This window comes from Kitasatospora sp. NPDC091335, assembly GCF_044757205.1.
Classification (GTDB): Bacteria; Actinomycetota; Actinomycetes; order Streptomycetales; family Streptomycetaceae; genus Kitasatospora.
The window spans coordinates 393,010-415,577 of record NZ_JBIVUM010000001.1 but is presented as its reverse complement, the minus strand read 5'-3'; the positions used below and the strand labels follow the sequence as shown (position 1 = coordinate 415,577).

Sequence of the window (22,568 nt, the reverse complement as noted above, 5' to 3'; positions counted from 1 at the left end):
CTCACCATATCCCCCCGGTCAGGGCTTTTGCCGATCGCCCGGAAAAGCGGAGGGTGGCCACCTCCGGCCACCCTCTTCCGGCTGTTGCGATCGGCGAGGGCCGAAGCCTAGCGTCAGCCACGTCCGAAGTTTGACGTCGAATTCGAGACGAGGAAGCGGATAATGGGGGAGCAAACTCAGGTTCTGGTCATCGGCGGCGGGCCGGCCGGGAGTACCGCCGCCGGACTCCTGGCGCGCCAGGGAATCCAGGTGACCCTGCTGGAGAGTTCGACATTCCCGCGGTACCACATCGGTGAGTCGATCTTGCCTTCGGTGCTTCCCGTGCTCGATCTGCTCGGCGTCCGGGAGAAGGTCGACAACCACGGTTTCGTCCGCAAGGACGGCGCGTACTTCGAATGGGGCCCGGAGAACTGGGACCTCAACTTCGACCACCTCAGCGGCGCCGGCCGGTACAGCTACCAGGTGATCCGGTCCGAATTCGACCACATTCTGCTGAACAACGCCGAGGAACTCGGCGTGAACGTTCGGCAGGGCGTGCGGGTCACCGAGATAGAATTCGACCAGGGACGGCCCGTGAAGGCCCACTGGGCCTCCACCGACGACCGGTCGGTCACCGGCGAGATCGCGTTCGACTTCCTGGTCGACGCGTCCGGCCGGTCCGGTGTGATGGCCACCAAGTACCTGAAGAACCGCCGCTACCAGGAAGCCTTCAAGAACGTCGCGGTGTGGTCCTACTGGCGGGGGGTCAAGCCGCTGGACAAGGGTCCGGCCGGCGCGATCGCGGTCTGCTCGGTGCCCTACGGCTGGTTCTGGGCGATCCCGCTGCACGACGGCACCCACTCGATCGGCCTGGTGGCCAAGCGCACGGCGTTCGCCGCCGAACGGGAGCGGCTGGGCGGCATCGAGGAGCTCTACTTCGACGCCCTCTCGCAGTGTCCGCGCGTCGCCGAGATGGTGGAGGGCGCCGAGCGGCTGCCGGAGTTCAAGGTCGAGCAGGACTACTCGTACATCTCGGACCGCTTCACCGGCCCGGGGTACATGATGATCGGCGACGCGGCCTGCTTCCTGGACCCGTTGCTGTCGACGGGCGTGCACCTCGCCACCTTCAGCGCGCTGCTGGCCGCCGCGTCCATCTCCGCCGTCGTGGCGGGCGAGCTGTCGGAGGACGAGGCCGAGGCGTTCTTCTCCAAGGCGTACCGGCAGGCGTACGAACGGCTGCTGGTGGTGGTGTCCTTCTTCTACAAGAGCTACAACCGCCAGTCGCAGTTCTTCGAGGCGGACAAGCTGACCCGGCGCGAACGGCACATGCTCAACCTGTACGAGTCGTTCCTGCACATCGTGACCGGCGTCGAGGACCTGGACGACAGCCAGGACGGCACCGCGGCGCTGGACAAGGTGGCCGACCGCATCCGCTCCCAGGGCGACCTCGACACGGAGGGCGGCATCCTCGCGGGCCACAACGAGGCGATGAACTCGATGCCCTCGTCGCCGGACAAGGCCGTGGGCGGGCTGTACCTCGAACTGAAGCCGAAGCTCCGCATCCGGCGGCTGGTCGAACCCGCCGTCGGGGCGGAGTGACCTCCAGCCAGAGCATCACGCTCCTGCTGGTGCTCGCCGTGGTGTTGGTGGTGGCCAAGACGCTCGGCTCACTGGCCACGAGGCTCGGCCAGCCCTCGGTGATCGGGGAGATCCTGGCCGGCATCCTGCTCGGCCCGACCCTGATGCCCGACGCGGTGGAACGCGCCCTCTTCCCGGCCGACATCCACCTGGTGCTGCGCGCGCTCGGCAACCTCGGGATCGCCCTCTTCCTGTTCCTGATCGGCCAGGAGCTCACCCGGCATCCGCCGCGCCGGCGGACCGGGGTCGTCCTCGCCACCACGGCCGGCTCGATCGTGGTGCCGTTCGCCCTCGCCTGCCTGCTGGCCGCGTTCGTGGTCGTGCCGTCCGGCGGAGGATCGCCGGGGTACGTGCTGTTCATGGGCACCGCGATGTCGGTGACGGCGTTCCCGGTGCTGGCCCGCATCGTCCAGGACCGCGGGATGCTGGCCACCCCGGTGGCCGGCATCGCCCTGGCCAGCGCCGCGATCGGGGACCTGATCGCCTGGTCCGCGCTGGCCGTGACGGTCATGGTGGCCTCCGGCCAGACCCAGTGGCGGCTGCTGCTGATGATTCCGATGCTGGCCCTGGTGTTCGGCGTGCTGCGGCCGCTGCTGGCCCGGTGGGCCGGCCGGCGGACGCGGCAGGGGCGGCTCCGCGAGCCGTTCGTGGTGGCCCTGATCGGGCTGTTCGGCTGCGGCGCGGCGACGGAGTGGCTGGGCCTGCACTTCATCTTCGGCGCGTTCCTGTTCGGCCTGGTGATGCCCTCGGGCCCGGGCGGGCTGGACGAGCCGGCCGGCCACCGGCTGGGCCTGCTCGCCGAGTACCTGTTGCTGCCGGTCTACTTCGTGGTGGCCGGCGCGCAGGTCGACCTGTCCCGGCTCGGGGTGTCCGGCCTGGCCGAGTTCGGCGCGATCATGCTGGTCGCGGTCGGCGGGAAGTACCTCGGCGCGACGGCCGGCGCCCGGTGGTCCGGGCTCGACTGGCGCCGCTCCGCGGTACTGGCCGCGTTGGTCAACACCAGGGGGCTCACCGAACTGATCATTCTCACCACCGGACTCCAACTCGGCCTGGTGGACCAGCGACTGTACTCACTGATGGTGCTCATGGCGGTGCTGACCACCGTGATGACCGGACCGGCGCTCCGGATCCTGTACCCCCCGCGCCTGGTCGACGCGGACCGCGACCGGGCGGCCGGGAAGCCGGTTCCCGACCGGTCACCGGCCACCGCCGGATCGGCGGCCGGCGGCGTCCCCGCATGAAACGTCCCGAATGGAGCGGCACACCATGGTCAGCGACCTGATCAATTCCGACCAGCGATTCCTGGACATCCTCGACCGGCTGACCAACAAGTCGATCGACGACTACTACAACCCCTACCGGCTCTTCGAGTGGCCCGACAGCCTGCCGGAGGACATGTGGTGGATGAGCCCCGAGCTGACCACCACGCACGGGACCTCCCTCGCCGGGCGCCTGACCGAGCAGCAGCTGCACGCGCTCTCCAAGGCCGAGAGCATCAACTTCTACAGCCTGAACGTGCACGGCATCCGGGAGCTCCTCATCGAGGTCACCCGCCGCATCCACACCAGGGGATTCGAGACGCCGTCGAAGTTCTTCCACCACTTCATCGGTGAGGAGAACGAGCACATGTGGTTCTTCGCCGAGTTCTGCCTGCGCTACGGCGGGAAGATCTACCGGCAGCCGGCCGGGGCGGCCGCCGAGATCCCGAGGTCGGACGTGGAGAGCCTGCTGGTCTTCGCCCGGATCCTGATCTTCGAGGAGCTGGTCGACCACTTCAACTCCCGGATGGCGCTGGACGACCGGCTGCACGAGACGATCCGGGGCATCAACCGGATCCACCACCAGGACGAGTCCAGGCACATCGCGTTCGGCCGCGAGCTGGTCACCGCGCTGTTCGGCGACGTGAAGCGCAACGCGACCGAACAGGAGCTGGCCGACATCGCCGGCTACCTGCGCCGGTACCTGACGTACAGCTTCGAGTCGCTGTACAACCCGCACGTCTACCGGGACGCCGGCCTCGCCGACCCGCTGGCCGTGCGCGAGGAGCTGCTGGCCGCGCCCACCCGGGCGGAGTTCGAGCACAGCGTCTTCCGCAAGACCTCCAGGTTCCTCGAGAAGATCGGGATCATCTGATGGCCGCGGGCTCCGCGCGGGCCGCCCACACCGGCGCGCTCGCCATCCTCGACCCCGACCAGACCGATCTGCTGCGCGAACTGGACCGCGTCTTCACGGGCTGGGGCCGGGCGGCCGGCGCCCGGGAGATCCTGCCGCCGCCGATGTACCCGGTGTCCGACCTGGAGAAGTTCGACGTCTACACGAACTTCCCGCACCTCGCCCTGGTCGCGGCCCCGCTGGACCTGACGGACGGTCCGCCGAAGCCGGCCGACGGCCGGTTCACCGCGGCCGATCTCCAGGAGCCCCGGCTCGGCCTGCCGCACGCCACCTGCTTCGGCGCCTACCTGTTCTTCGAGGGCGCCGAACTCGGCGAGGACACCCTGGTGACCCTGGTGAACCGGTGCTTCCGCAACGAGGACCACTACGTCCCGCTGCGCCGGCTGACCAGCTTCCAGATGCGCGAGATCGTGGCCCTGGGGTCCTACGAGCACACCCAGCGGGTGCTGGCCGACTTCACCGAGCGGATCACCGCGTTCGGCGCGGCCCTGGGACTCGGCCTGGACCGGGAAGCCGCCGCGGACCCGTTCTTCGAGAACGACGGCGCGCGGGCGCTGATGTCCAGGCTCAGCCCGGTCAAGTACGAGTTCCAGGCCGGTGACCTGGCCATCGCGTCGGTCAACACACACCGCAACTTCTTCGGCGAACGCTGCCGCATCCGGCTCACCGACGCACCCGGCCACGCCTTCACCAGCTGTGTGGCCTTCGGTCTGGAGCGCTGGCTGGCCGTGCTGACCGACGCGCACGGCAGCGCGACGCGGGCGCTGGAGGCGGTCCGGGAGGCCGCCCCGCGCATCCCGTGACGCCGGACCCACCTGAACCGCTGAACCCGCCTGGCCCGCCGGCACCGGCCGCCTCGCGGTGAGCCCCACCCACGACCCCCCTTCGTGCACGGCCCGCAACCCAGACAACAGGAGCACCCATGGCAACGACGGGCAGCATCGACGAAGTCCGCAGCTGGATCCTGAAGCGGCATCCGGAGCGGCAGACCATCGACCCCGAGGAAAACCTCATCGAGACCCGCCTGGTCGACTCGCTGACCTTCGTCGAGCTGGTCTACGTGATCGAGAACGCCACCGGCGTGGAGATCGACTTCGACAACATCGTCATCAGCGACTTCCAGACCCTGGCCGCCATCGAGAAGGCGTTCTTCGTCGCGGCCTGATCCGTACCGGACCAAGGAGGAACTCATGGAAGCCGTCTCTTACACGGCCCAGTGGACAGCCGCGGCAAGGGCGTTGGAGACCGAACGCGGCGACAGCTCGACCTTTCAGGACCCCTACGCCCGCGCGCTGGCCGCGCCGCGCGGATTCGAACTGCTGGAGAAGAACCGGGGCAGCGGGCTCGCCCCGTTCATCGCGATCCGCACCCGGTACCTCGACGAGAGCATCAGGGAGATCCTCTCGGACGACGGCATCCGGCAGATCGTGTTCATCGCCGCCGGCATGGACACCCGCCCGTTCCGGCTCGACTGGCCGGACGGCGCGACGGTGTACGAGGTCGACTTCCCGGGGCTGCTGGAGGAGAAGCGCCGCCGGCTGGACGGGCTCGGCGCACAGCCGCGGGTGACCCGCCACGAGGTGGCCGTCGACCTGCGCCTGGAGTGGCTGCCCGAGCTCGAACGGGCCGGCTTCGACCGCACCCGCCCCACCCTGTGGATCACCGAGGGCCTGCTGTTCTTCCTCACCCCCGAGCAGGCGACCGGCCTGCTCCGGGTCCTCGGATCGGCTTCGGCACCGGGCAGCTGGCTGGGCGTGGACTTCGTCAGCCAGGCGCTGCTGCGCAGCCCGTTCTCCCAGGAGTTCCGCCGCAGCCTGGAGGAGGACGGCACGCCCTGGCTGTTCGGCACCGACGAGCCCGAGGAGTACCTGACCTCGATCGGCTGGAAGGCCCGGGACGTCAAGGAACCCGGCGAGCCGAGCACCGCGCACGACGACTGGCCGTTCCAGGTGCAGCCCCGCGACCGCAAGGGGCCCTCGCGGAGCTGGCTGGTACGCGCCGAGTACGTCGGCAACTGAGAGCGGCGACCTCATCCGGGGGTCCTGACCGCCTGAACCCCTTGGGCCGGTGGGAGAGATCAGCATGGCAACCGACAGTCGACAGTGGTGGACGGCAGCGGGCGGATACACCGCCGAACTGCTGACCGTTCTCGCGCGGGACCCCGGGAAACCGGTGCTGCACTACCGCGGTTCCTGGATCACCGGGGGCGAGCACCTGCGCTCGGTGACCGGCATCCACCGGACGCTGCACGCGTCCGGGGTGGCCCGCGGCACGGTCGTCGGCGTGCTGACCGCGTCGAACAGCCCGGACATCCTCGCGGTCCGGCACGCGGCCCACCTGCTCGGGGCGGCGGTCGGGCACCTGCGCTCCACCAACCCGGGATCCAGCGCGGCGATGCTGGCGGTCGACGACCAGCTGGAGATCCTCCGGACCACCGGGGCCGCCGTGCTCTACGCCGATCCGGACAGTGGCGACCGGGCGGCCGGGCTCGCCCGGGCGGCCGGCCTGCCACTGATCGGCCCCGGTGTGCCCGGCCCGGGGCGGGTCGTGCCCGGCGACGACCCGGGCCCGGCCCGGCCCGTCCCCTGGTCGCCGGAGGACCTGGCGGCCATCGCGTTCACCAGCGGCAGCACCGGGCGGCCCAAGGGGATCAGGAAGTCCCGGCGGTCCTGGGACAGCGTGGTCCACGGGACCATCGCCCAGGGCCGGGAGGCCGAGCTGATCACGGCGCTGGTCGGCACCCCGCTGAGCCAGACGGTCGCCCAGCTCGCCGATGCCGCGCTGATCGACGGAGGCCGGCTGGTCCTGCTGGAGGAGTTCGCGCCCGACCCCTGGATCCGTGCGGTGGGCGAGCACGCGGTGACCCGTACCTTCATGGCCACGAGTCACCTGTACCGGGTCCTCGACCGGCTCGCGGACCTCGGCCCGGACGATCCGGCGGTCGCCGCGCTGGCCGGACTGCGCCGCGTCGACTACGCCGGGAGCCCGGCGGCGCCGTCCCGCCTCGCCGAGGCCGTGAAGCTGATCGGTCCGCACCTCTTCCAGCAGTACGGCACCTCCGAGAGCGCCAGGATCAGCTGTCTGACGCCCGAGGACCACGCCGACCCGAAGCTGGTGACGACGGTGGGGCGGCCGTTCCCCGGTGTCGAGATCGGGATCAGCGACCAGGAGACCGGCGCCCCGCTCGGCGACGGCCTGGTCGGCGAGGTGCGGGTCCGGTCCCCGCACCTCATGGACGGCTACCTCGACGAGGTGCTGACCGCCAGGGTGCTGCGCGACGGCTGGTACCACACCGGTGACATCGGCCACCTCGACGAGCACGGCTACCTGCACCTGCTCGACCGGGTCGCCGACATGGTCAAGATCGACGGGGTCAAGGTGTACCCCACGGTCGTCGAGCGCGCGATGCTCACGATCCCGGGCATCTCGCAGGCGGTCGTCTACGGCTTCCTGGGCCGGGACGGTCTGGAGCACCTGCACGCGGCGCTCACCCTGCGCCGGGGCGCTTCGGTGAGCCTCGACGAGGTGCGCGGACACCTCGGCAACATCCTGTCGCCGGCGCACGCCCCCGAGCGGATGCACGTCCTCGACGAGATCCCCCTGAACGGGGCGGGGAAGCCCGACAAGCCACGCCTGCGGCTGGAGCACACGTCGCACGTCTGACAGCAAGCCCAACCCACCATGGAGCGGAGAGCATGCCCACGCATCTGGAGCACTTCACGACCGACCTGACGCCCACCCGGACACCTTCCCGTGAGTTCCTCGAAATCGGCAGGCGCGCCGGGGACTTCCCCAGCGCCGTGGCACGCATCCCCACCGGTGACACCGAGGTCAGCGTGTGGTGCAGCAACGACTACCTCGGCATGGGCCAGCATCCGCGGGTGCTGGAAGCCGTCCACGAGGCGGTGGCCAGGTTCGGTGCGGGTTCCGGTGGTTCGCGCAACATCGGCGGCACGAACCACCTGCACGTCGAGCTGGAGCGGGAGCTCGCCGACTGGCACGGCAAGGACGCGGCGCTGCTGTTCACCTCCGGGTACACCGCCAACGACGGCGCGCTGACGGTGCTCGCGGGCACCCCGGCCGACACGGTGGTGTTCTCGGACGAGCTGAACCACGCCTCGATCATCGACGGGCTGCGGCACAGCGGCGCCACCAAGCGGATCTTCCGGCACAACGACGTCGAGCACCTGGCGCGGCTGCTCGCCGAGACCGACCCGGAGCTGCCGAAGCTGATCGTGCTGGAGTCGGTCTACTCGATGTCGGGCGATGTCGCGCCGCTCGCCGAGATCGCCGAGCTGGCGGAGCGCTTCGGTGCGACCACCTTCCTCGACGAGGTGCACGCGATCGGCATGTACGGGCCGCAGGGCGCCGGCATCGCGGCGCGCGAAGGCATCGCGGACCGGTTCGACGTCGTCATGGGCACCCTCGCCAAGGGGCTCGGCACGGTGGGCGGCTACATCGCGGGCCCGAGCGACCTCATCGGTCACGTGAGAGCCGTCTCCCGCGCGTTCGTCTTCACCACCTCGTTGCCGCCGGCCGTCGCGGCGGGCGCGCTGGCCGCGGTGCGGCACCTGCGGGTGGACGGGACGGAACGTCTGCGGCTCGCCGAGAACGCCCAGCTGCTGCACAGCCTGCTGGACGACGCCGACATCCCCTTCAGGTCCTCCGACTCGCACATCGTCTCCGCGGTCGTCAGCGACGACGCCCTGTGCAAGCAGGCGTCGGCGCGGCTGCTCGACCAGCACCGCATCTACGTGCAGGCGATCAACGCCCCCAGCGTGCGCGCGGGTGAGGAGCTGCTGCGGATCGCGCCGTCGGCGACCCACAGCACGGCCGACGTGCGGAAGTTCGCGGAGGCGCTCGCGGGGATCTGGCTGGACCTCGGCATCCCGGGCGCCTCCGAGCGGAAGGGATCGCCCCCGGTCGCCGGGGGCACACGGTGACACGGCCACTGGCCGCCGTGCTCGCGGACACCGCGGCACGGCGGCCGGACGAGCCGGCGCTGATCTGGGACTCCTCCTCCGTCACCTACGGGCTGCTGTGGGAGCGGGCCCGCACCTGCGCGGCCGAGCTGCGGCGGCACGGGATCGGGCCCGGCGACCGGGTCGCGCTACTGCTCCCCAACACGCCGCAATTCCCCGTCGTCTACTACGGCGCGCTCGCCCTGGGCGCCACCGTGGTCCCGCTCAACACGCAACTGCGGTCCGGCGAGATCGAGTTCGTGCTCGCCGACAGTGGCGCCCGGGCACTGGTCTGCGCGGAGGCGACGGCGGACGAGGGGGCGACGGCGGCGGCCGCCGCGGGCGTCACGCTGTTCACGGTCGGGGCCGGTCACCGCGACGCCGTACGGCTCGACCCGCGTGATCCGGCCCCGCCCGTCCCCAGCCACTTCGCCGGCTCCCCCGACGACGTCGCGGCGATCCTGTACACGTCGGGCACCACCGGCCGCCCCAAGGGGGCCGTGCTCACCCACCGCAACATCGTCACCAACATCGAGGTGACGGCCGCGGCCCCGTTCGACGTGCGGCCCGACGACGTGCTGCTCTGCGCCCTTCCGCTGTCGCACACCTTCGGCCAGACCTGCCTCATGGGCACGGCGTTCCACGTCGGCGCCACCGTCGTCCTGATGCCCCGGTTCACCGCGGTGCCCGCGCTCGAACTGATGGCCCGGCACGGCTGCACCGTGTTCATGGGCGTGCCGACGATGTACCACGCGCTGCTCGCGGCCGTCGCCGACGGGGTGCCCGCGCCGCGGCTGCGGCGGGCGTACAGCGGCGGTTCGGCGCTGGCGGTACCGGTGCTGAACCGGGTCAACGAGGTGTTCGGCTGCCCGGTGTACGAAGGGTACGGGTTGACCGAGACCTCCCCCTGCGTCGCCTACAACATGCCGGGGTCGCCCGTCCGACCGGGCACGGTCGGGACACCGATCGACGGTGTCGAGGTCGCCATCGCCCGGGCCGACGTCGAGGGCCGCGTCGCGCTGCTGCCCCCGGGGGACGTGGGCGAGGTCGTCGTCCGCGGCCACAACGTGATGTCCGGCTACCTCGGGCTCCCCGAGGAGACGGCCGCCGTGCTCGTCGACGGCTGGTTCCGCTCGGGCGACCTGGGCGTGCTGGAGGCCGACGGCCGTCTGCGGCTGGTCGACCGGAAGAAGGACGTCATCCTCCGCGGCGGCTACAACGTCTACCCGCGCGAGGTCGAGGAGGTGCTGCTGCGGCATCCCGCCGTCGCCCAGGCCGCGGTGATCGGCGTTCCGGACGACCGCCTGGGCGAGGAGGTCTGCGCGGTCCTGGTGCCCCGGCCGGAGTCCGCGCGGTCCCCGGACCTGGCGGCCGACATCATCGACTGGAGCCGGGAGGCCCTGGCCGGCTACAAGTACCCCCGCCGGGTCGAGTTCACCGACTCGCTGCCCCTGGGCCCCAGCGGGAAGGTCCTCAAGCGCCTCCTGGTCTCCCGGCTGCTGTCCGAGCGGGACGGGACGGAGGCCTCTCCGCACCCGGGGCCGTGACTGCGGGAACCCGACGGGACGAGGGGAGCGGCGGCCCGCCCGAGCGGGCCTGCCCCGAACGGCCGGAAGGGGCCTCCGACGCGGGTCGGAGGCCCCTCCGGGGGCAGCGCCCCAGGGTAGCCACCTGCGGAAACGCCGTCCCCGGCAGTCCGGTCGCCGCGCAATCGCCACACCTCCGGAGGCCGCCACTCAGCCGGCTTCTTCAGAGGGCTTCGTCAGACGGTGGTGGTGCAGACGAATCCGAGGTCGGCCAGGCCCTCGCTCCGGCACAGCCGGTCGGATGCGCCCCCGGCAGCTGTCTGCAAGAGCTGGTAGTCGGCGTCGTACTCCTTGCCCCAGTGCATCGCCGCGCGCCACAGGAGCCGCCCGAGGCCGAGACCGCGGTATTCCGGCAGAACACCGAAGTACTGCGGGAGGAGTCGTCGCCTGCCGATGGGGTCGGCCATGGTCTCCATGGGGCCGGTCGCGCCTACTACGTGCTCGTCCCGGACGGCGACCAGCACGGGGCCGACGCTGTCGATCCGGGAGTGCAGGAACACGAAGCCCTCGCCGGCCAACTTCTCGGCGAACTCGGGGAAGGTGGTCCGGATGGCTTCCGGCTGTTGGCCGAGGGCCTCGATTCCCTCGACGGCCGGTGCGTCCTGGTCGAAGGTACGGAGCTGTACACGGGTAGAGGCGGCCACTGGGTCGGGGGCGTTCTGGAACCACACCACACGGGCTTGAGACGCGTCGCGCCCGGCGGCGAGCTTGGCGGCCAGCTCCTCGGCCTCCTGCCGGTGCTCGCAGGCGCCGTAGAGATGGACGCGCAGGATGCCGCGACCGGTGATGGTGGGGATCAGCGTGCGCGCCTGGTCCTGAACGACGGCGTCCACCAGGACTTGCTCGTCCTTGTGGTCGGACCACCGCCGGTCCTTGTCGTGCGGCAGGAATTCTCCAGTGCCGGCGACGGCGAACACCTCGGCCAGAAGCTCAGCGGAAACAGCGTCGGGGTGGAGTGGCCCGAGCGTCGGAAGATACGGGACGCACATCACGGGGCGCAGCAAGTCCCAGCGCAGATCCATACCCGCACCCTACTCGCCGGCCCTGCACGGCTCAGGCCCCGACGCGGAGAGCGCCGGGGCCTGAGCGTTACTGATCAGGTGCGATCAGCGGGTGGTTCAGTGCGGGTTGTCGTCGCCCGCGTTGCACGAGCACTTCACGCTGTCCATGACGTCGTCCAGGTCGCCGACGGCGATGATCTCGATGACGGGCGGGGTCGGGGCCGCGATCGGCCGCGTGAGGTACGGCAGGCGCTGGGCCGGACCGTCGTCCTGGAGCGGACGCCTCGGAGAGAGTTCGACAGCTACAGCAGTCATGTCACCCTGCTTTCTTGATCCCGTGCTGGCAGTAACTTGCGAGTGGTGCCTTCGCCTCCTGGTAGTGCTTGGCCAGCGGCCGGCACACGGTGCACGCGCCGGAGAGCCGGCAGCCGGAGCATCCACCGGTGCGAAGCATGAGGCGGTCGGCGATGGCGCCGAGCCGGGCGAGGCCGTCGATCCCCTCGGTGGGGAGGCTGATTTGGTCGTCACGGCCGATCTTGCAGATGGACACCAGCCCGTGTGGGTCGGTGTGGAAGAAGGTGTGTCCGGCGTTGCAGCCGCCGAACGGCTTGCGCATCCGCAGGTGTTCCTTGGACTGCGCGGTCAGCGACTCCGCCCCGCCGTAGATCGTCGGAGTCATGTTGGTGAAGACGTTGTACTCCAGCCCCCAGCCTTCGCACAGGGCGATCATCGCCTGTTCCTCGGTGGCGTTGTCCTCGGTGACGATGATGCTCATCCGCAGCGGCAGCTTGGCCCTGCGGCCGGCGTTCATGCCCTGGATGAACAGGTCCCAGGCGCCCTGCCGCTGGGTCAGCTCGTCGTAGCCGGCCTTGGTCGCCCCGTACATCGACACCGTGACCCGGTAGGGCGGGCGCTCGCGGAACATCTCCAGCAGGTTCTCCCGCCACAGCAACGAGGCGTTGGTGGAGACGGTGATCATCATGCCCAGCTCGAACGCGCGGCGGTACGAGGGCATGAAGTCCCGGTCCACGGTGGGCTCGCCCCCGGTGATCTGGATCCAGAGAACGCCGGCCTCGGCCATGATGCCCAGGCAGGTGAGTTTGTCCGCGAGCGGCATACCCGAGTTGACCTTGAGCCCGAGATAGCAGTGCTTGCACGTGTAGTTGCAGCCGAGGTTGATCTCCCAGCTGGCTCGCGAGTAGCCCCACGTGGAGGGCTGCCGGACCAGCAGGACGTCACCCGCAGGACGGCCGGTCACGTCCAGGTCGGCCCACTGGGCGCGCACGGCATCCGCCAGCCACGAGGGAGCTGTCCGGGCGGGGTCGTGGGCACGCAGCTCCTCGTAGTTGGCCTGCGGGAGCCGGAGACCGCCCCGGCCACCAGGGCGCACCAACAGGTATTCGTCCAGGAACGGACTGGCGATCAGGTCGTGCACGTGTTCCCCTCCTTCGCCGAGCGGTTCTGCCTCGTCGGTGTCGGCATGGATCGGGCCGCGCTCGGTGAGCAGCAGCGTCGTCATGGCCGTCAGGGCGGCCTCCGGTAGTCAGGGGCTGCCCGGCGCTCGTCCACGGGACCGAAGAGGATCGGTCATTCCTCGCACCGGGTGGCTGTTAGTCATTGAACGGCGCGGGCATGCCGTAGGAGAGGGGCCACGAAGGGGTGCGTTTTCCACCAGGGGACCACCGGGAGGCCAGAATTGATGCCCTGTCAACTATGAGCTAGGGGGCCGCAGGTGAGCGGTGTCAGCCTGGACGGGATCGGCCGACTGTTGCGGGAGATCCGCGAGGCGCATCCGAAGAAGACGCGCGCCGAGCAGGCAGAGTTGGTCGCCGCCGCAAGTGGCGAGTGGTGCGACTGGGAGACCATCAAGCGGTGGGAAACCGAGAGGCGAATTCCGCAGAAACCCTCGTACCAGGGGATCGCCGACGCCTACGGTCTGACCGTGGGCCAGGTGTCCGAGGCCGCCGCCGCCTCCCGGCGGTACCGGAGTGGGCGCAGCACGAAGGGCAACAGCGTGGACAGGCGGAAGTTCATCGGAGCAGGTATAGGAGCAGCCGCCGGCCTCGTCGCGCTGCCCGGCATCGCACAGGCCCACGAGGGGATCACCGCAGCGCTCAGGCCATCCGGAGAGGGTGATCTCGCCTACCTGGAGTCGGCGTTCGAGCAGCACCGGGGCGGCTACCGCGGCCGGGCACCGGGGGCGGTGCTGGCCGAGATGATGGGTGATCTCGATCTGCTGGGAGAGGTGCTGAACCGACCTCACCCGGCGCGTACCCGTGCGGACCTCGCCCGGACGGCGGCAGGCATCGCGGGCTTGGTGGCCATCGTCCAGCACGACCGCGGTGACCAGCGCGACGCCTACCGCTGGTTCGCCACCGCCGAGCAGGCCGCGCGGGAGTCCGGTGATCAGCGGATGATCGCGTGGGTGCTGGCCCGGCACGCCATGGTCCCGCTCAACTACGGCGCTCCCGGGGCGGCCGCTCGGGTCGCCGAGCAGGCCCGGCGGGAGGCGGGGAGCAGCCCGACGGCGGCCGCAGCGCTCGCTGCGGCCGTCACAGCGCGTGCTCTGGCAGCCTCCGGCGACCTCGAAGGCGCCCGGCGAGCGGTGGACGACGCGCGGAATCTGGCGGAGCGCCTGAACGGCGCCGAGGCGGCCGACACCTGGTTCGGCTACCCCGAGCAGAAGCACCACGTGCACCTGTCGCAGGCGTACACACTGCTGGGGGACACGGGCAGCGCCTACCAGGCGCAGGAGGACGCCTTGGCGCTCACGGACTCTCCGTCGGTCATGGCGCGCGCCCTGCTGGCAGTGGACACCGCCGCATGCCTCCGCGTCGACGGCGACCCGACCGGTGCGGCCGAGATGGCGTCCGGAGTGTGGGAGCGGCTGCCGGCCGCCTACCGTGAGGGCCTGATCCGATCCCGCACCGAGACGCTGCATCGCCGGCTCACCGGTCGGCCGTACGCGCTGCTCGGAGAGGCGCTGGCCGGCTAGCTGCAACGAGGCTACCGGGGGCTCTTGGACGCTGCTTCGACCGTTCTCACCGCCACACGATCGCCACCGCACACCCAGAAACAGGTTGCAGTAGGCGCGAAGAGTCGGCAAGCGATTACAGATCTTCGAGACATGAAAAGGCCCCTGATCTGCGAAGTTGCAGATCAGGGGCCTCACTCAAGCCAGGCGGCGGAAGAGTCGGCCTGTACGCCGGGTTCTGTCTCCCGGGTTGCTTGCGCGGCCCGGGGAGGCGGCCATCCATCTAGGGCTGCCGTTGCCGACAGCCTCGTGCGGTCCACCCGCGGACTCGGGCGAGCAGCCTTCGAACGTCCGCGCACGGTGCCCGAGGGCACCGATCTTGACCTTGCTCCAGGTGGGGTTTACCTAGCCGTCCGGGTCACCCCGGTCGCTGGTGGTCTCTTACACCACCGTTTCACCCTTACCCACCGCGAGAAGCGGTGGGCGGTCTGTTTTCTGTGGCACTGTCCCGCGGGTCACCCCGGGTGGGCGTTACCCACCACCATGCTCTGTGGAGCCCGGACGTTCCTCGGCGGGTCTGGGACCCGTCGCGACCGCCCGGCCGACTCTTCCGCCGTAGTGGTCATGGTAGCCGCTCGGGCGGCGCCTCCCGAACCCGGGACCGGACGGCGGGCGGCTCGGCGCCGAGCCGGGCGGCCACCCGGGCGGCCGTGGCGCTCGCCCAGGCGGTGGTGGTGACCAGGCCCAGGGCGAGGACGGCGCCGCCGAGACCGACCAGGATCCACCAGCCGGCGTGGCTGGCCGGGGCGAAGCCGGTCGCGACCGGGCCGGCCACCGCCGAGGTGACGACCGTGCCGATCACCGCCACGCCCAGCGACTGGCCGACCTGACGGCTGGTCGAGGCGACCGCGGCCGCCACCCCCGCCTGGGCGCGCGGCATGCCGGCGACCGCGGCGTTGGTGATCGGCGCGTTCACCATGCCGAAGCCGAAGCCGAACAGCGCGTACGCGACCAGCAGCAGGGCCGGCGGGGAGTCGGCGGCGAGCCTGGTGAGCAGCAGCCCGCTCGCGGCGAGGCCGAGCCCGGCCGCGACCAGCGGCAGGCGCGGGCCCCGGCTGCCGACGATCCGCCCGGACAGCGGCGCGCAGACCAGCATCATCCCGGCCATCGGCAGCGTCCACAGGCCGGCCTCGACCGGGCCGTAGTGCCGGACGTCCTGGAGGTAGAGGGTGTTGAGGAAGAGGAAGCCGCCGAGTGCGGCGAAGGCGCAGACCGCGGTGACGGTGGCCCCGGCGAACGGCGCGCTCGCGAAGAACCGCGGGTCCACCAGCGGCTCGGCCACCCGCCGTTCCCAGAGCGGGAACGCGATCAGCGCGGCCACCGCGGTCCCGGCCAGGGCCAGGATCAGCGGGGAGGTCCAGCCGTGGCCCGGGCCCTCGATGATCGCGGCGGTGCCGCAGCCGAGCAGCACGATCATCAGCAGCTGCCCCACCGGGTCCAGCCGGCGCGGCCGGGGCGCGCGGGACTCCGGGACGTAGCGGGCGGTCAGCGCGATGGCGGCGAGCGCCACCGGGACGTTGACCAGGAAGATCGACGGCCAGCCGGCACCGTCCACCAGGAAGCCGCCGAGCAGTGGGCCGAGCGCCATCGAGATGCCGACCACGCCGCCCCAGACGCCGATCGCCCTGGCCCGTTCCCTCGGGTCCGTGAAGGTGTTGGTGATGATCGACATCGCCACCGGGTTGAGCATCGAGCCGCCCACCGCCTGGAGCGCCCGGAACGCCACCAGCCAGCCCAGGCTCGGCGCCTGACTGCACAGCAGGGAACCGAGCGCGAAGCAGACCAGGCCGGTCTGGAACACCCGGCGGCGGCCGAAGCGGTCGGCCACCGAGCCGAACAGCATCAGCAGCGAGGCCAGCACCAGGGTGTAGGCGTCGATGATCCACTGGAGCCCGGACGCCGGGGCGCCGAGGTCCCGCTGGATCACCGGCAGGGCGATGTTCACCACGGTGTTGTCGAGGCCGACGATGAACAGGCTCAGGCAGCAGACCGCCAGGACGAGCAGACGGCGGCGGGCCCCGGGCTCGGACCCGGGGGCGGGCGCGGGAGCGGCGGCGCGGGGCTGGGGGGCGGGCACGGACCGATCCTCCCACCGCGGGACGGTCCGGGGCGGGTGGGCGGCGCGTCCGGGTGGCGTGTCCGGACAGCGGCGGCGGGCCCGGGCAGTGGTGGCGGGCCCGGACAGTGGTGGCGGGCGGCTACACCGCCGTGAAGCGGACGGTCCCGGTGGCCGGGTCGGCCGTCGTCAGCCGGACGTCGATCACCCGGCCGAGCGGCAGCCCGGCCCCGGCTCCGTCACAGCGGGCCCGGACGGCCGGGTCGCGCAGCTGGACGGTGCCGGAGCCCGGCCGCCTCTCGTCCACGTCGACGACCACCGCGGCGAAGGCCTCGCCCTCCCGGCCCGCCAGCAGCTCCGCCTCCACCAGGTCCACGCAGGCCCGTTCGACCTCGCCGGCGCGGCGGTCCCCGCCCGCCATCAGCGCCGGGACGGCCGGCAGCGCCTCGCGCGCCCAGTCCGGCACGTCCTCCCCCGCGGCCACCGCCGCGCACACCTCCTGGGCGAAGCGGTCGCCGAGCCGGCGCAGCGGCGCGGTGCAGTGCGCGTACGGGGCGGCGAGCGCGGCGTGGTCGGGCTCGGCGGGCACGGGCAGGCCGCGGGACTCGTCGAAGGCGTGGTAGCCGGCGCCGCGCAGCAGGCCCGTGCAGGCGGTCAGGAAGGCGGCGTCGAGCGGGGCGTCCGGGTCCAGGGAGCGGATCAGCTCGGGGTACGGCACCGACTGCGGCCAGTCCACGTCCAGCGCGGCGGCGATCCGGCGCAGCCGCTCGTACCCGGCGGCGGGCGCGGCGGGCAGGGTGCGCAGCAGGCCTACGCCGGCGTCCAGCATCAGCTCGGCCGCGGCCATGCCGGTGAGCAGGGAGATCTGGGCGTTCCAGCCGTCGGCGGGACCGGGGGCGCGGTAGCCGAGGACGTAGCCGTGCGAGGTCTCCTCGACCTCCTGCTCGGGCACCGGCAGGTTGATCCCGCCCCGGGCGCGCTCCTGCTCCTCGCGCAGCCCGCCGACGGTGGCGAGCAGGGCGAGCTGCTCGTCGGCGCCGCCGAGTCCGACCGCGCGCTCGACGGCGGCGTAGTCCAGGCGGCGGTGCGAGCGGACCACGGCGCGGCGCAGGTCGGCGAGGACGACGGCGCCGTCGGCGTCCAGGTCGAGCTGCCAGAGCAGGGCGGGGCGGGGCTCGCCGGGCAGCAGGCTGGCGGCGTCCTCGGAGAGCCGGGTGGGATGCAGCGGGACGCGGTGGTCCGGGAAGTAGAGGGTCTCGACCCGGCGGCGGGCCTCGGTGTCGATCGCGCCGCCGGGGCGGACGAAGGCGGCGACGTCGGCGATCGCGTAGTGCACCCGGTAGCCGCCGCCTGGGCGGTGGGTGAGGTGCATGGCCTGGTCGAGGTCGCGCGAGCCGGGCGGGTCGACGGTGAACAGCGGCAGGTCGGTGGCGTCGTACTCGGGCAGCCGGGGCCGCTCGGCCGCCTCCTCCGCCTCGGCGAGCACGGCCCGCGGCCACTCGGTGTGGATCTCCAGGCGGGTGCGGAGCTCGGTCAGCTCGGTGTTGATCCGGGCGGAGTCGACGGCCTTGACGCGCAGTTTTCGGCGAGGCATGCCCGCCAGGGTAGAGCGGGACCGGGTGGTTCCGGACGGAGGCTCAGCGTCCCGACAGCGACTTCAGGTCCTTCGCCGCCAGGGCGATCGCGTCGTCGTAGCCGCCGGTCGCGAGGCGGAGCACGAACGCCACGGCCTCGTCCGGGTGCGGGTCGGTGTACGGCTCGCCGTTGTAGTCGAGGAACAGCAGCATCGCCTCGAACGCGGTGCGCTTGTTGCGGTCGACCAGGGGGTGGTTGCGGACCGGCGGGCCGGCGGCGGTGTAAGCACTCGTACGGTGGGATCGACTGACCGGCTGCGAAGGGGGTTCGGGCGATGGGTGCGACGAGGGCGACCGGGGGCGTGGTGGCCGCGGCGCTGGCGGCGACCGGGGTGCTGCACGCGGTGTGGGCGGTGACGCCGTGGCCGTTCGGCTCCGCGGAGGAGTTCGCGGACAGCGTGGTCGGACAGGGCGACGGCGTGCCCCCGGCGGCCGCGTGTCTGGCGGTGGCGGGGGCGCTCGGGGCCGGGGCGTACCTGGTGGGGTCGGAGGCCGGGGTGCTGCCGGCGGTCGGGCCGCGGCGGCTGCGGCGGGCCGGGGTGCGGACGGTGGCGGGGGTGCTGCTGGCGCGCGGGGTGGCCGGTCCGGTGCTGTTCGGGCGGGTGGACGAGCGCTCGGAGCGGTTCCGGCGGCTGAACGCCCGGTACTACTCGCCGCTGTGCGTCGCGCTGGGGGCGGGGGCCGCGGCGGTCGCGCGGGCGGGGGCCGTGCGGCGGGCGCAGTAGGGTGGCTGGGTTCGTCCGCCACAGATCGTCGAGGAGTCCGCTGTGCTGGTGCTGTTGCCGCCCTCGGAGGGCAAGGCCGGGTCCGGGGACGGCGGGCCGGTGGCACTGGACCGGCTGTCGCTGCCCGGGCTGACGGCGGCGCGCGGCGCGGTGCTGGACGCGCTGGTGGGCCTGTGCCGGGGCGACGAGGACACCGCCGCCGACGTGCTCGGGCTCTCCCCCGGCCTGCGCGGCGAGATCGCCAAGAACGCCGGGCTGCCGACGGCCGGTGCCCGTCCCGCGGGCGAGGTGTACACCGGGGTGCTGTTCGACAACCTCGGCCTGGCCACCCTGGACGCCGCCGCGTACGACCGGGCCGAGCGCTCGCTGCTGGTGTTCTCCGGCCTCTGGGGCGCCGTGCGGATCTCCGACCGGATCCCGTCCTACCGCTGCTCGATGGGCGTCAGGCTCCCGGAGCTGGGGGCGCTCGGGGCGTACTGGCGGAGCGCGATGGCCCCCGTGCTCCCCGAGGTCGCGGACGGGCTGGTGCTGGACCTGCGCAGCTCCGCGTACGCGGCGGCCTGGAAGCCGGCCGGAGAGGTGGTCTCCAGGACCGCGACCGTCCGGGTGCTCCAGGAGCGGGACGGCAGGCGCACCGTGGTCAGCCACTTCAACAAGGCGACCAAGGGACGGATCGTCCGGGACCTGCTGGTCGCCGGGGCCGAGCCGAAGACCCCCGGCGAGCTGCGGGACGCCCTGCTGGAGCTGGGCCACCGGGTGGAGACGGCGGCGGAGGGCACGGCGCGCAAGCCGTGGCAGCTGGACGTGGTGGTCACCGAGGTGCACTGAGGTGCACTGAGCCGGGCGGCCGGGCCTGGTGCGCCGGGCCCGGCGTACCGGGCTCAGCGCAGGTGCGAGGTGTCGTTGAGCAGCCGCAGCGAGGCGTTGCCGTCCGCGTAGTACTGGACGGCGCAGATCGAGGCGGCGGACAGCTCCATCCGGTACATCGAGTCCGGCGGGGCGCCGAGCGCCAGCCGGACCAGGGTCTTGATCGGGCTGACGTGCGAGACCACCAGCACGGTCCTCCCCGCGTACCTGGCCAGGATCTTGTCGCGGGCGACACCCGCCCGGTGGGTGAGCGTGGTGAAGCTCTCACCGCCGCCGGTCGGCTTGGCCTTGGCGGAGCCGAGCCAGGCGGTCAGGTCGTCCGGGTACCGCTCCCGCACCTCGGCGAAGGTCAGGCCCTCCCAGTCGCCGAAGTCGACCTCGCGCAGCCCGTCCTCGTACCGGACCTCCAGGCCGAGCCGGGCGGCGACGGTCTCGGCGGTCTGCCGGGTGCGGCGCATCGGGGAAGCGACGACCGCCTGGACGCTGCCGCGCGCGGCCAGCGCCTCGGCGGCCCGCTCGGCCTGCCAGCGGCCCTTGTCGGAGAGCTCCGGGTCGCTGCCGCCGCTGCCGGAGAAACGCTTCTCCGGGGTGAGCGGAGTCTCGCCGTGGCGCAGCAGGACGAAGGTGGTGGGCGTGCCGAGGTCGGCGGGGGCGGCCCAGCCGGCCTTGGGGGCGGCGGTCTCCGGTGGCGGCTCGTCGGCGGTGCCGGCCGGGGCCTTCGGCCTGGGCTCCCACTGGCGCCCCGCCTTGCCCGCGTCCATCGCCTCGTTGGCCAGCCGGTCGGCGTCCTTGTTCCGCTCGCGCGGGATCCAGGTGTACGCCACCTGGGCGCGCGGGAAGACGGTGCGCGCCTCGGCGGCGAGCGGCCGCATGTCGGGGTGCTTGATCTTCCAGCGCCCCGACATCTGCTCGACGACCAGCTTGGAGTCCATCCGGACGTCGACGGAGGCGTCCGGGTCCAGCTCGCGGGCCGCCCTGAGCCCGGCGATCAGACCCTTGTACTCGGCCACGTTGTTGGTGGCGTGGCCGATGAACTCGGCGGCCTCGGCGACGATCTGCCCGGTGTCCCCGTCACGGACCACCGCGCCGTAGCCGGCCGGCCCCGGGTTGCCCCGGGACCCGCCGTCAGCCTCGACGATGAAGCGGGCCGCCACCGGCTCAGACGCCCGATTCGGCGGTGCGGACCAGGATCCGCGAGCAGTTCTCGCAGCGGACGACCTTGTCGGCCGGCTCGGCCTTGATGGCGTTCAGCTCGGTGATCGAGAACTCGGTGCGGCAGCCCTCGCAGCGGCGCTGGTAGAGGCGGGCCGCGCCGACGCCGCCCTGGGTCTCGCGCAGCTTGGTGTAGACCTTGATCAGGTCGGCCGGGATCACGGCGGAGACGGCCTCGCGGTCGCGCTTGACCTTGTCGGCCTCCGCGTCGATCTCGGCGAAGGAGGCGTCGCGGCGGCCCTCGGCCTCGGTGAGGACGATGGTGGAGTGCTCCAGGCGGGCGGACAGCTCCTCGACCCGGGTGACGGCGCTCTCCTGGCGCTCCATGATCCCCAGCACGACGTCCTCCAGGTCGCCCTGGCGCTTGGCGAGCGAGCCGATCTCGTGCTGGAGGTTCTCCAGGTCCTTCGGCGAGGTGATCGCGCCGGAGTCGAGGCGCTGCTGGTTGCGGGCGGCACGGGCCCGGACCTGCTCGACGTCCTGCTCGGCCTTGGTCAGCTCGCGGGCGGTGTCGCCCTTCTGGGCCTCGGCGGCGACGACGAGGTCCTTGAGCGCGGTGTGGTCGGCGGTGGCCTTCTCGATCTCGGCGTGCTCGGGCAGGCTCCGGCGCCGGTGGGCCAGCTGGTCGAGCTTCGAGTCGATGGCCTGGAGGTCGAGCAGGCGGATCTGGTCGGCGGGCGCGGCGTTCAAGCGGAGAGCTCCTGTGAATCGGGTCAGGCGGTGAAGGACATGGGGGCGTGCGCGGTCCACGGGTCGGTGACCCGGTGGGAGACCTTGGTCTCCACGGCCCAGCCGCGCTTGTCCGCGGCGGCCAGCAGGGCCCGCTCGGCCAGGGTGAGCCAGGGCCACTCGGTGGCCCAGTGGGCGGCGTCGATCAGCGCGACGGGCGCCGCCTCGGTGGCCTCGGAGGCCGGGTGGTGACGCAGGTCGGCGGTCAGGTAGGCGTCCACGCCGGCCGCCCTGACCTCGGCGAAGAGGCTGTCGCCCGAGCCGCCGCACACCGCGACCCGGCTGACCAGCCGGTTCGGGTCGCCGGAGACTCGGACGCCGGCGGCGGTGGCGGGCAGGCCCCCGGCGACCCGGGCGGCGAAGGCGGAGAGGGTCAGCGGGGGCTCCAGCAGGCCGATCCGGCCGGTGCCGCGGCGGCCGAGCGGGTCGGTCGGGTCCGGCACCAGCGGACCGGTCACCCGCAGGCCGACCGCTTCGGCGAGCGCGTCCGAGACGCCCGGGTCGGCGTGGTCGGCGTTGGTGTGGGCGACGTGCAGGGCGATGCCGTTGCCGATCAGCGAGTGCACCACCCGGCCCTTGAAGGTGGTGGCGGCGACGCTGGTGGTGCCGCGCAGGTAGAGGGGGTGGTGGGTGACCACGAGGTCGGCGCCCCACTCCACGGCCTCGTCGACGACCGCCTGGACGGGGTCGACGGCGAACAGCACGCGGTCGACCTCGGCCTGAGGGTCTCCGCAGACCAGGCCGACGGCGTCCCAGGACTCCGCCCACTGCGGCGGGTAGACCTCTTCGAGCGCGGTGATGACGTCGGACAGTTTCGGCACCTGTCGAGACTACCGTGCGCGCGGGGGCGGTCGGGCCTCGGCCGTTCGGGGCCGGGCCGGGCCGCGGGGTGCGCCCCGGCCGGGCGGCGTCCGATCCGTCCGTGGCCTGCCCGCCTCCTGCTCCGCGCCCGCTGCCCCTCCCCCTTGCTCGTC

General features: G+C 72.3%; 21 protein-coding genes and 1 other RNA gene. 12 read left to right on the top strand and 10 right to left on the bottom strand.

Annotation, left to right across the window (positions count from 1 at the left end):
- Positions 1–162: 162 nt before the first annotated feature.
- From ACIQOW_RS01880 to ACIQOW_RS01840, 9 genes are all read left to right on the top strand, one after another.
- Positions 163–1,578, top strand: a complete 1,416-nt coding sequence (locus ACIQOW_RS01880) for an NAD(P)/FAD-dependent oxidoreductase (RefSeq protein WP_401078609.1) — start codon at positions 163–165, stop codon at positions 1,576–1,578.
- Positions 1,575–2,858, top strand: coding sequence for a cation:proton antiporter (locus ACIQOW_RS01875; protein ID WP_401078606.1), 1,284 nt, complete (start codon positions 1,575–1,577; stop codon positions 2,856–2,858). The genes ACIQOW_RS01880 and ACIQOW_RS01875 overlap by 4 nt, the downstream gene beginning before the upstream one ends.
- A 25-nt stretch (positions 2,859–2,883) precedes the next feature.
- Entirely contained in the window at positions 2,884–3,750 is an 867-nt protein-coding gene (locus tag ACIQOW_RS01870) for a diiron oxygenase (RefSeq protein WP_401078604.1), read from the top strand.
- Positions 3,750–4,592 carry a hypothetical protein gene (locus ACIQOW_RS01865; protein WP_401078602.1) on the top strand — a complete coding sequence of 281 codons (843 nt, stop codon included), beginning with the start codon at positions 3,750–3,752 and terminating at the stop codon, positions 4,590–4,592. Before ACIQOW_RS01870 ends, ACIQOW_RS01865 begins: the two co-directional genes overlap by 1 nt.
- Before the next feature lie 119 nt (positions 4,593–4,711).
- Positions 4,712–4,954: a phosphopantetheine-binding protein gene (locus tag ACIQOW_RS01860; RefSeq protein ID WP_401078600.1), complete on the top strand. Its 243-nt coding sequence runs from the start codon at positions 4,712–4,714 to the stop codon at positions 4,952–4,954.
- A 25-nt stretch (positions 4,955–4,979) separates the two neighbouring features.
- Positions 4,980–5,807: a class I SAM-dependent methyltransferase gene (locus tag ACIQOW_RS01855; protein ID WP_401078598.1), complete on the top strand. Its 828-nt coding sequence runs from the start codon at positions 4,980–4,982 to the stop codon at positions 5,805–5,807.
- Positions 5,808–5,871: 64 nt separating this feature from the next.
- Positions 5,872–7,452 carry a class I adenylate-forming enzyme family protein gene (locus ACIQOW_RS01850; protein ID WP_401078596.1) on the top strand — a complete coding sequence of 527 codons (1,581 nt, stop codon included), beginning with the start codon at positions 5,872–5,874 and terminating at the stop codon, positions 7,450–7,452.
- A gap of 32 nt (positions 7,453–7,484) precedes the next feature.
- A complete protein-coding gene (hemA, locus tag ACIQOW_RS01845) occupies positions 7,485–8,732 on the top strand; it encodes a 5-aminolevulinate synthase (protein WP_401078593.1) in 1,248 nt (415 codons plus the stop codon).
- Entirely contained in the window at positions 8,729–10,297 is a 1,569-nt protein-coding gene (locus tag ACIQOW_RS01840; RefSeq protein ID WP_401078590.1) for a long-chain fatty acid--CoA ligase, read from the top strand. The genes hemA and ACIQOW_RS01840 overlap by 4 nt, the downstream gene beginning before the upstream one ends.
- Positions 10,298–10,512: 215 nt before the next feature.
- Here the strand turns inward: ACIQOW_RS01840 and ACIQOW_RS01835 are convergent, their stop codons facing one another.
- The 3 genes from ACIQOW_RS01835 to ACIQOW_RS01825 form a co-directional block, all read right to left on the bottom strand.
- Entirely contained in the window at positions 10,513–11,358 is an 846-nt protein-coding gene (locus tag ACIQOW_RS01835) for a GNAT family N-acetyltransferase (RefSeq protein WP_401078587.1), read from the bottom strand.
- 96 nt (positions 11,359–11,454) lie between these two features.
- A complete protein-coding gene (locus tag ACIQOW_RS01830) occupies positions 11,455–11,652 on the bottom strand; it encodes a hypothetical protein (protein WP_401078584.1) in 198 nt (65 codons plus the stop codon).
- A 1-nt stretch (position 11,653) separates the two neighbouring features.
- Positions 11,654–12,772, bottom strand: a complete 1,119-nt coding sequence (locus ACIQOW_RS01825; RefSeq protein WP_401079767.1) for a radical SAM protein — start codon at positions 12,770–12,772, stop codon at positions 11,654–11,656.
- A 297-nt stretch (positions 12,773–13,069) separates the two neighbouring features.
- On the opposite strand from ACIQOW_RS01825, the gene ACIQOW_RS01820 reads away from it, so the two are divergent.
- Positions 13,070–14,332, top strand: coding sequence for a transcriptional regulator (locus tag ACIQOW_RS01820; protein ID WP_401078581.1), 1,263 nt, complete (start codon positions 13,070–13,072; stop codon positions 14,330–14,332).
- A gap of 190 nt (positions 14,333–14,522) precedes the next feature.
- On the opposite strand, the gene rnpB is transcribed toward ACIQOW_RS01820, so the two are convergent.
- From rnpB to ACIQOW_RS01800, 4 genes are all read right to left on the bottom strand, one after another.
- An RNA gene (gene rnpB, locus ACIQOW_RS01815) (RNase P RNA component class A) lies at positions 14,523–14,920 on the bottom strand.
- A 13-nt stretch (positions 14,921–14,933) separates the two neighbouring features.
- Positions 14,934–16,376: a DHA2 family efflux MFS transporter permease subunit gene (locus ACIQOW_RS01810; protein ID WP_401079765.1), complete on the bottom strand. Its 1,443-nt coding sequence runs from the start codon at positions 16,374–16,376 to the stop codon at positions 14,934–14,936.
- Between the two features lie 193 nt (positions 16,377–16,569).
- Complete coding sequence (locus tag ACIQOW_RS01805; protein ID WP_401078578.1) at positions 16,570–18,021, bottom strand: RNB domain-containing ribonuclease; 1,452 nt, start codon at positions 18,019–18,021, stop codon at positions 16,570–16,572.
- A 43-nt stretch (positions 18,022–18,064) separates the two neighbouring features.
- On the bottom strand, positions 18,065–18,214 hold the full coding sequence (locus ACIQOW_RS01800; RefSeq protein WP_401078575.1) for a hypothetical protein: 150 nt from the start codon (positions 18,212–18,214) through the stop codon (positions 18,065–18,067).
- A gap of 122 nt (positions 18,215–18,336) precedes the next feature.
- On the opposite strand from ACIQOW_RS01800, the gene ACIQOW_RS01795 reads away from it, so the two are divergent.
- Positions 18,337–18,786, top strand: coding sequence for a DUF3995 domain-containing protein (locus ACIQOW_RS01795; protein ID WP_401078572.1), 450 nt, complete (start codon positions 18,337–18,339; stop codon positions 18,784–18,786).
- Positions 18,787–18,828: 42 nt separating this feature from the next.
- Positions 18,829–19,614 carry a peroxide stress protein YaaA gene (gene yaaA / locus ACIQOW_RS01790; RefSeq protein ID WP_401078569.1) on the top strand — a complete coding sequence of 262 codons (786 nt, stop codon included), beginning with the start codon at positions 18,829–18,831 and terminating at the stop codon, positions 19,612–19,614.
- Positions 19,615–19,667: 53 nt separating this feature from the next.
- Here yaaA and ACIQOW_RS01785 read toward each other — a convergent pair whose 3' ends face one another.
- From ACIQOW_RS01785 to ACIQOW_RS01775, 3 genes are read right to left on the bottom strand one after another with little or no spacing between them, the layout of a single operon-like run.
- Positions 19,668–20,807 (bottom strand): bifunctional RNase H/acid phosphatase, encoded by a 1,140-nt coding sequence (locus ACIQOW_RS01785; protein WP_401078566.1) that lies wholly within the window; start codon positions 20,805–20,807, stop codon positions 19,668–19,670.
- 4 nt (positions 20,808–20,811) lie between these two features.
- On the bottom strand, positions 20,812–21,555 hold the full coding sequence (locus ACIQOW_RS01780; RefSeq protein WP_401078563.1) for a zinc ribbon domain-containing protein: 744 nt from the start codon (positions 21,553–21,555) through the stop codon (positions 20,812–20,814).
- A 23-nt stretch (positions 21,556–21,578) separates the two neighbouring features.
- Positions 21,579–22,415 (bottom strand): Nif3-like dinuclear metal center hexameric protein, encoded by an 837-nt coding sequence (locus ACIQOW_RS01775; RefSeq protein WP_401078560.1) that lies wholly within the window; start codon positions 22,413–22,415, stop codon positions 21,579–21,581.
- Positions 22,416–22,568 lie beyond the last annotated feature (153 nt).

Bases quoted from the DNA above. Each gene is read 5' to 3' on its own strand.
- ACIQOW_RS01880 (WP_401078609.1), top strand. From the start codon at position 163: ATGGGGGAGCAAACTCAGGTTCTGGTCATCGGCGGCGGGCCGGCCGGG.
- ACIQOW_RS01870 (WP_401078604.1), top strand. From the start codon at position 2,884: ATGGTCAGCGACCTGATCAATTCCGACCAGCGATTCCTGGACATCCTC.
- ACIQOW_RS01865 (WP_401078602.1), top strand. From the start codon at position 3,750: ATGGCCGCGGGCTCCGCGCGGGCCGCCCACACCGGCGCGCTCGCCATC.
- ACIQOW_RS01860 (WP_401078600.1), top strand. From the start codon at position 4,712: ATGGCAACGACGGGCAGCATCGACGAAGTCCGCAGCTGGATCCTGAAG.
- ACIQOW_RS01855 (WP_401078598.1), top strand. From the start codon at position 4,980: ATGGAAGCCGTCTCTTACACGGCCCAGTGGACAGCCGCGGCAAGGGCG.
- ACIQOW_RS01850 (WP_401078596.1), top strand. From the start codon at position 5,872: ATGGCAACCGACAGTCGACAGTGGTGGACGGCAGCGGGCGGATACACC.
- hemA (WP_401078593.1), top strand. From the start codon at position 7,485: ATGCCCACGCATCTGGAGCACTTCACGACCGACCTGACGCCCACCCGG.
- ACIQOW_RS01835 (WP_401078587.1), bottom strand. From the start codon at position 11,358: ATGGATCTGCGCTGGGACTTGCTGCGCCCCGTGATGTGCGTCCCGTAT.
- ACIQOW_RS01830 (WP_401078584.1), bottom strand. From the start codon at position 11,652: ATGACTGCTGTAGCTGTCGAACTCTCTCCGAGGCGTCCGCTCCAGGAC.
- ACIQOW_RS01805 (WP_401078578.1), bottom strand. From the start codon at position 18,021: ATGCCTCGCCGAAAACTGCGCGTCAAGGCCGTCGACTCCGCCCGGATC.
- ACIQOW_RS01800 (WP_401078575.1), bottom strand. From the start codon at position 18,214: ATGCTGCTGTTCCTCGACTACAACGGCGAGCCGTACACCGACCCGCAC.
- ACIQOW_RS01795 (WP_401078572.1), top strand. From the start codon at position 18,337: ATGGGTGCGACGAGGGCGACCGGGGGCGTGGTGGCCGCGGCGCTGGCG.